The sequence below is a fragment of the Verrucomicrobium sp. BvORR034 genome (assembly GCF_000739635.1).
Classification (GTDB): domain Bacteria; phylum Verrucomicrobiota; class Verrucomicrobiia; order Verrucomicrobiales; family Verrucomicrobiaceae; genus Verrucomicrobium.
In genome coordinates, this window is sequence record NZ_BATQ01000037.1 from 1 (window position 1) to 8,111 (window position 8,111).

Below are 8,111 nucleotides of genomic sequence, written 5' to 3' on the forward strand. Positions count from 1 at the left end.
GTTCTGGCGCCAGTTGTCCATGGCCAGGGGCAGGGTGGCGCGGAAGGCGTCCAAGAGGCAGGCGACGCTGCTGCGGTGGCGGATCTCGGCGGTGAAGATGAGCTCGTCGCCGAGGCTCTTCCAGAGCAGGACCTTGGGAGGGGGCGTCAGATCGGCCTGGGTGGCCTTCTTGGCGAGTTCAGCGTCGAGAAGCTGGGGGAAGTCGGTGAAGAAGGAGAGGAAGAGGCTGAGCCAGTCCTGCGTGGTGCCAGCCTGGAATTGCTGCTTGTACTCGGTGGAGCCGACGATGTCCACGCTCAGGAAGAGCTTGAGCTTGGGCCGTACCAGTTCCTCGAACTCGCCCAGGGTGAGATTGGTCTGGAACTTCATGCCCGCCGCCCGTGCTCACCTTGTTGTTCTGACGGTTGCTATTGCTGCTGTTGAGACCTGTCAGGGCAGTCCGAGATTGGCCTTCTGAATCTCAATCACAGGCTCGGAGACCTGATAGCGGCCGACCATGAGGGGGATGCTGCCGCCAGTCTCCTGCCAGTCGCGGCGGAATCGCTCCTCGGGCATGAGGAAGCCGGCGGCGAACCAGTTGGCCTCCCACTCGACGCGGTCGCTGCCATCGCGGTTCACACGGATGGCCTTGGCACCGACCCCGGCATGGAGGAAGTAGTGCCCGAGCTCATGGGCGACGGTGAAGCGGTTGCGGAGGTTGCCCACATTAGGGGAGATGCGGATGACGAACTTGGGGTCTTGTTCCGTGCCGACGTGGTGTGGGAAGACTTCAAGCGAGCCGCCGTCGGTGGCTTCGAGCCAGGACTGGTAGCGGATGATGCCGCCGAGCCGGCGTACGAGAGGCTCAAGGTCCTGACCAGGCTCGTAGCCGAGTCGTGCGGAGACATCTGCCGCGAGCTTCAGCACTGCGACCTTGGACAAACCGGAGGCGACGGGGGACTCGAAGTCAGAGATATCGGCGGCGGGCATGGGGAGGGGCGAGACTCTCTGCTCTGGGGTGTCTGGTGCTGGGACAAAGGCCAACAAATAAGATACGAGTATGGATACTCTGTGGTCGAGGGGGATGTCAAGGGCGGGTGAGGGGCGAGGGATGTGGGCGTGAGCAGGGGCGAAGGGACGCTGGCGCAAAAAAAGCAGAGCCTGAGGAAAAACCGTGCGCACGGGACTGGACTTTGGCTATTTTGACGATGGTGTTGTGACCAGACGGGAGTCTGGGGAATTGAAAGATCGTGCTGCTATGAGTGTGTTTCGTCCCATCAAAGCCATCAAGGATTCCAAGCTCTATCTGCGTCTGGTGGCGCTGGAGGAGGCGGAGCGGACAGAGTCGGCTCATGAAGATGGCGAGGTGGCGAAGCTGATGCTGAATGTGAAGGCGGTGGTGAAGAACGCAGAGATCATCAGCGAACACGTGATCACCCATATGCCGCAATATACGCTGCATAACGGGAGGCATCTCTGGAACGTGCTAAGCTATGCCGAGGAGCTGGCGGGTGAGAGTATCGAGGAGTTTAGTGCGCTGGAATGTGCCTTGCTGATCATGGCAGTGTTTGTGCATGACCTGGGCATGGTGCCGGATGCTGAGGAGGTGAGGGCCTGGGAGGACTCCAATGCGAAGACACCGGAGGCGGAGGCGTGGCAGACGTATTGCGCGGGGCACCCTCTGTGGACGCAGCGGGAGAAGCTGTCGGTGGAAAAGGAGAAGGAAAGGAAGCAACTGCTGGGCAAGGTGCGAGCCGACTACTTGCGCGAGACGCATGCCGATGAGGCGAAGCCGCTCGGCGGGTTGAATCGAATCAACAGGTGGCTGGAGCGGCTTGAGGGATTCGATCCCAAGTTGCTGGAGTATCGGGGGCTGAATTATCGCGGACCGCTGGCACTGCTGGCCATGAGCCATGGCCAGTCAGTGGACTGGCTGCCGGAACGGTTGACGACGTGCAAGGAGGTGTCGCTGGAGAAGGGGGACGTGTACCACCATGATGTGGGCGGGGAGCACATCAACTGGCCCTATCTCTCCTGGATGTTGCGCCTGGCAGACATCATGGATTTTGATGCGAGTCGCACGCCGGCGGTGGTGTTTGAGCATCTGGGGATTGATGATGCGGTGAGTGTGAGGGAGTGGCAGAAGCATCTCTCCATCGCGAGTGTGAGCTTCTTAGCAGACGCTGAAGGGCCGAAGGTCCGTTACGTTTGCAACAAGTGCCCTTCGCCACGGGTGGAGAAGGCCATCCATGAGTTTGTGGGCTGGATCAATCTTGAGTTGGGACATGTGGCGACCGAGCAGGCGAGAGGTTCGCGACACTACGAGAGCCGGAAGGAAACGCTGCAACTCAAGCTGCCTGAAAAGGCGGAGGTGAAGATCAATGCGCGGGAGGGAAACTATGAGTACCTGGATGTTTCCTTTACCCTGGAGAGAGATGCGGTGATGGAACTGCTGATGGGTGAGGCTCTCTATGGGGATCACAACCTGGCGCTGCGGGAACTGGTGCAGAATGCGCTGGATGCGCTGCATCTGCGGGACATGCGCAGCCAGTTGCGGGAGAAGCTCAGGGAGGCGGGGGGGCTACACGAAGCGCCACCTGTGGAGCCGGTGGGAGCTTCAGAGAAGCTGGAGGTGCACGTGACCTGGGGGCATGACGCGCATGGCCGGGCCTGGATCAAGGTGAAGGACAACGGGGTGGGCATGACCAAGGGGCAGATTGAGAAGTTCCTCACCCGCATTGGCAAGAGCTACTACAAGAGCCCCGAGTTCAAGCGCGAGCAGAAGCTCATGAAGGAGCATGGGCTGCTGTGCACGACGATCTCACAGTTCGGCATCGGGTTCCTCTCCAGCTTCATGCTGGCGGACAAGGTGGAGGTGGTGACGCGGGCTGGTGGGCGCGTTGGGGATGATGAGCACACTCGAAGGGTGGTGGTGGATGGGCCGCATGGGATGATTGCGATCTATCCGGTGGCGGGAGGTGAGGGCGGGTTTTCGGACGGGACGGGGACGGAGGTGACGTTGTGGTTGAAGGGGGAGTTGAAATTCGAGCCGTGGGACCGAGAGGCGGTGATTTATGATTTGCGATACCATCACTATGAAATTGGGAAGAGTGAAAAGTGTCGTAAGCGCTATAGCGATGTAATTGATCCGGCGCTCGAAGTGGGGAAGTACTTTATTTGGCCCTTATATACGGTGAGTCTAGAAGAGGCAGCCATGGGCGAGATGCCATTTGTCTTAGATGAGCAGTTTCATTTTCAGGAGTTGCTCCCAATTAATGTTGGAGAAGTGGATCGAGCCGCTGTGGAATGCGGATCGCCGGAGATTGATTTGACGAAGTTGGATTGGGATCCTGTGACCTGGACGGACTCAAAGGCCACGGGGAGTCGAGTGCGTTATGCCGTTCCCAGAGCGAAAGGGTGTTCACAAGACTTTGAAACTTGGAAAAACCGTCCCAACCTGATGCCAAAAGGTGTGTCCCAAGCGCTCTTGCAGTCCATTGTCGAGCTTCAACTTCCAAAACGCGGGCGTATGCGTATGTTGGTAAATGGAGTCCACGTCCCCGAGTTTGATGAATATTCCCATTCCTCCGATCTGCGAGAGATCTTAGATGAATTGGCGGAGCGCCCTGGCGTGGGGGGGATCTGCTGGTGGGATCTTCGTGGTGAAGCGACGATGCGCCTGCGAGCAGATCGACAGGCCCCCACCCGACTGCAGGACGAAGTTACAATGCAGATGCAACGAGACATGTTGAGACGGGCTGCTGACGCATTGAAGCCTGAAGCGGTGGATTCTTGGCGCTGGCTAAACCATGCCATGGGGCAGGGTGTCGCTTGTCCGGAGATAGGGGGCATTGAGTCTGATTGGGCTAATCAGGTGAATCTGCCTTTTGACCCTATGCTGTGGAGTTGCTGTGTAACTCAAGGCCTTCGTTGGGAGCGTCGCTTCCAGTGGGAGACCGAGAACGTCGAACGAGGATTGTGTCTGTCGCTCCTTCGCGCGCATGCCATTGGCAAAAAGATCTCTAAAAAGCTCACGCTCATTCATAGTGGGTGCGATCTGTATCAGATTACTATGGACTTTACGCGGGCGTTGGCAATCTCGCTTGGTCGCGGTATAGATGCTGACAATCTGACAGAGGTTGCAATAGAGGAAGAATACGGATTGGACTTCTGCGGCAATCTTGTGGATGCTTGTGAAAGAGGCGCTCGCTTGTGCTCGGTGTATCCAACTGATACTGCCTATACATGTTTTGTCTCGTCGAATTGGCTGAGTGAAGCATTCTGGCCCTCGGTGGAAGCAGGAGTGCCGTTTCTGAAACTGGCAGGTGCGAAGGGAAGGCTCTCCCAACTGTATTTGCTGGGCCCAATGGAGCTTTCCTCGATTTCTTCCGAGCCACCAGGTTGGTTAGCTGTCAGGGAATATGATCTGATCGCGCCATGGACGGGTGTCCCGCTTGGTAGATTGCGCCAGCTTTGGCCTGCTGATGACAATGAACACGAGAGGCGTGCAAGACTCATCCTCCCATTCCTCTTTGGCGAAGAGATCCTAAAGCATGTGCCGCTTGATCAGCTTTCCGGAAATCTTGAGGTTCCCGATCTCTTGATGTGGATGCCACACCCTCGACAAATGGGATGGCGGTTCGATGACGAGTCTCATACTGTTGAGGACTGGAACGAAGGCAGCCTCAGTGCCCTTTGGGACATTGAGAAAGGCACGGTGGTGTATGCGCCGGGCCTGCATGACCGGGAATCGATCCGGAAAGAAGGGGTGTCTTTGAACAAGCTACTGGGGATGAAAAAGTAGGGTGGTTGCCGACGCGGGCGATTTCTTCCCTTGTTGCAGCAATGTAGAAGAGCCGTCCCGGCTCTTGGGGGGTGATTCGGCGGTGTGGGGTCGAGAGACGTGGGGGCGTTGTCGGTGATGGGGTGGGAGGATGTGATGGCGGCTTCCGCACCTGAGCTTTGCGAGGGCGGGTACCCAAGGTTGACTCGCTTAGGGCTCGTCCAACCTTGGGCTGTGGTAGATATCCCTTTCAGGGATGAGCTTCGAGAGGGTGGTGGTGGAGAGGCGGATGCGATGCGTTGGAGGACGACCGGGATTCCGTCGTCCCATCCGGGACGGGAGGGTGTGGGTGTGGGGAGGGTTCCGGTGGTTCCCGGCCCGGGGACAGGCCTTCACCGACCGGCTAAGGTCCAACGTCCCTCCGGGACGGGGATTTTGGGGAGCGCACGCATCTTGCGGGCTGTTCCTGGCATCTTGCCGGGGCCGCGAGGTGGCAGATGGCCGAAGGAGGACGTGGTTCGAGGAATGATAGGACGGTGCTGCAGGCAAGGTGGAAGAGCCGTCCCGGCTCTTGGGCGTGGGGCGTGTGCAGGGCGGGGTGGGTTGTCGGTTGTGTAGGGTGAAGTGCACATTGCTGCGACGCCCTTCGGGGTCGGGGGATTGCTTTTGGGCGACCGGAGGTGTCAGTCGCTACGCTCCCTCAACCGTCCGGCTAATGGGTGTGATGCCTCCTGCATCGGGGCGGGGGCAAGCGGCGGGTTGAGGTGGCCGCGAGCAGGAGTGCCGCGCCTCATCTATCGCGGGGGATGTTGGTGGTGGGACGTAGGATTCTTTCCTCGACCCAGCTCCTCACGCTCGCGGGCGGCGAGCTGTTCGAGATCGCGGACGACGGCGTCGTAGTCGGCGGCCCACTCGGCGGTCTCGGCGGCGATGACATCCTGGAGGCGCTGAATGGCCTGCTGGGCGAGGGTGACGTAGGGCAGGGATGGGTTGACGGGGGCGGTTGGCTCCTCGCCCTGAGCCGGGGCCGGAGGGGCAGGTGGCGTGAGGCGGAGCGTCTCCCACTCGAAGCGGAACTGCTGGATCTGGTGCTCCAGCTGGAGGAGGGCCTGCATGTAGCGGATCCACCCCTTGGTGCAGCCCATGAGGCGGTCGAACATGAAGAGGAACCCGGCGATGGCGAGGAGCAGGGTGGACCAGAGGGCCTCGAAAGCAAAAAGCTTGCTGAGCACCGGTGTGGCCCCGGCGGCGGCGATGGCGATGAGGGCCCAGATGCGCAGGGCACGGCTGCCCCAGCGCTTGGCGTCCTTCTTCATCTCATACCACCCGATGGTGGCCCTGTACAAGTGGGAGACGTACTCGTGGAGGTCGCGCTGGGAGGTCTCGAACTTGTTGGTCGACCAGTCGAGCTTGGGGAAGAGGGGGCGGGAGATGTCGGACATGGCGGGAGAGGCGGGTGGTTGGCCCGGGCGGGATAGGGGAAACTATCCCACCAGGACCGGGGTGCGATGAGGTGGAGCATGTCAAGTCCGCCTGGGCGATCATGCGTGCGGTCAGTTGGCGGGCTGGGCGTTGAGGGTCTTGACGGCGCTGAGGATCTCCTCCACATGAGGTGCCTCTGCCTTGCGCTCGGGATGCTGGGAGAGGATGTAGTTCACTCCGTCAACCCGGCAGGCGACATCGAGGAACTGGGCGAGGGAGAGATCCAGTTGGTCCTTGATCCCAAAGGCGGCAGTGAAATCCTTGATCCAGTCCCAGCCGGTGAGGAACACGACATTGGCGGGCTTGAGCAGGGCGATCTCGAGCTGAAGGATGCGGATGCAGTGGTCGAGCTGGACCTGCTGCAGGCGGGAGGAGGGGTTGCCGCTGTCTGGGGCGATTTTATAAAGGTTGGTAGTTGCGATCTGGTGGAGGGGATCTTCTGACGTGTCGGCGAGGCCTGCGGCAACCTGACGGGTGCAACGCCAGAAGGCGGAGCGGTTGGGATTGTAGGCGCCGCCGGGCCTCGTCTCATCCCCGACTGTTTCCAGCCAGTCGAGGTTCTGAGAGCGGAATGAGGGGAAGTGACCGGAGGTGATGGTTTCGATGTTCTCCGTCTCGTGAGGATAAAAGAAGCGATTGATACCATAGGAGGCGCGACCGACGACGAGGAGGCGGTTGGAGTAGTGCCGCCCGACATGCACATGGCCATCGCCGATCTCTTTCTCCCCGAAGCTTTCGCGTTCCTTGTGGAGATGATGGAACAGGCTTGTGTACTCAAGGGCGAGCTGGGAGGGGGTGGTGGAGTGGTGGCTCATAGAGAAATGAAGGGAAGCGATCTGAGAAGGGCGGGGTGGCTTGGAGCTACTCCGCCTCGGCGAGGTGTTTCTTGATGAAGGGGAGGACGGCGTTGATCTTGATGGCGAAGTTGAAGCGGTCTACGTTGTAGTCGCCGAGGCCGAAGGTGTTGATGCCGATGGCGCGGCCGGTATGGTCGACGAGGGGGCCGCCGCTGTTGCCGTGGTTGATGCTGAGGTCGATCTGAAAGCAGGGGTTGCCGGCGAAAGTGCGGTCGCTGCTGCTGATGCGGCCGAAGGAGGTGGTGGCGCTGAGGTGGTCGAGGAGCGGGTAGCCGATGGCGGAGACGTCATCGCCCACCTTCACGGAGTCGGAATCGGCAAGCGCGAGCAGGGGGTGGTCCTTGGTGCGGACGCGGACGATGGCGATGTCGTTGTTCGCGGAGGCGGCGACGAGTTGGGCGGGGAGGATGGTCTCCTCATTGACGCGCACCTGGATGGAGGTGGCGCCCTCGATGACGTGCTTGTTGGTGACGATGAGGCCGGGGGCGACGAAGAAGCCTGAGCCGTGGCCTTCGCCCTTGCGGGAGTCGACCTTGATGAGGACGGTGGCGGCGAGGGCGTGCTCAAGCGCGGTCTGGTTCTTCGCGGGCTCGGCCTGGGGCTGGGTGAACTGGACGAAGCCCTGGATGGGCTTGGGCAGGATGCTGCGCTTCTGTGTGGTGGGGACGGACCACGCGGCGGCCTTGTGGGTGGTCTCGTCCTGGTAGCCGTCCCAGCACATGGTGATGGCGTCTGGGGCGATCTGCTTGACGTCCACCTCCAGGGACTTGAGCAGGTGGGCGATCTGGCCGCGGTCGGCCTGGAAGGGGAGGCCGAAGTCCTCATAGGCGATGGCGGCCTCCCGCCCAAGGTGGCGGCCGAGCACGTACCACTCTGCCAGGGGGTGGCTTTTGCCGGGCGCGGGGGCGACGGTGTTGGCTCCTGAAGCGGCTGGGCCGGGGACGCTGGTGACGCTGCGGGAGTTCTGCCAGAGGAGTCCGCCCGCGCTGGCGGCGGCGAGGACGAGGAGG

5 protein-coding genes and 1 pseudogene are annotated in these 8,111 nt (G+C 60.8%); 1 reads left to right on the forward strand and 5 read right to left on the reverse strand.

The window, feature by feature from the left end; genetic code table 11:
* Together BV034_RS05975 and BV034_RS05980 are read right to left on the reverse strand one after the other, a co-directional pair.
* Nucleotides 1-369, reverse strand: a pseudogene (locus BV034_RS05975) (hypothetical protein); the annotation flags it as partial.
* A 60-nt stretch (nt 370-429) separates the two neighbouring features.
* The gene (locus BV034_RS05980) at nt 430-969 is read right to left on the reverse strand and encodes an ImmA/IrrE family metallo-endopeptidase (RefSeq protein WP_050025124.1); all 540 of its coding nucleotides are present in this window, start codon (nt 967-969) and stop codon (nt 430-432) included.
* A gap of 268 nt (nt 970-1,237) precedes the next feature.
* Here BV034_RS05980 and BV034_RS05985 point away from each other — a divergent pair, with 268 nt between their 5' ends.
* On the forward strand, nt 1,238-4,783 hold the full coding sequence (locus BV034_RS05985; RefSeq protein WP_050025125.1) for an ATP-binding protein: 3,546 nt from the start codon (nt 1,238-1,240) through the stop codon (nt 4,781-4,783).
* Nucleotides 4,784-5,556: 773 nt separating this feature from the next.
* Here BV034_RS05985 and BV034_RS05990 read toward each other — a convergent pair.
* The 3 genes from BV034_RS05990 to BV034_RS06000 all read right to left on the reverse strand — a co-directional run.
* Nucleotides 5,557-6,204 carry an SLATT domain-containing protein gene (locus BV034_RS05990; RefSeq protein ID WP_050025127.1) on the reverse strand — a complete coding sequence of 216 codons (648 nt, stop codon included), beginning with the start codon at nt 6,202-6,204 and terminating at the stop codon, nt 5,557-5,559.
* Between the two features lie 111 nt (nt 6,205-6,315).
* Nucleotides 6,316-7,059, reverse strand: coding sequence for a hypothetical protein (locus BV034_RS05995; protein ID WP_050025130.1), 744 nt, complete (start codon nt 7,057-7,059; stop codon nt 6,316-6,318).
* Between the two features lie 46 nt (nt 7,060-7,105).
* On the reverse strand, nt 7,106-8,111 hold a 1,006-nt coding region (locus BV034_RS06000; RefSeq protein WP_265592690.1), incomplete at its 5' end, for a trypsin-like peptidase domain-containing protein.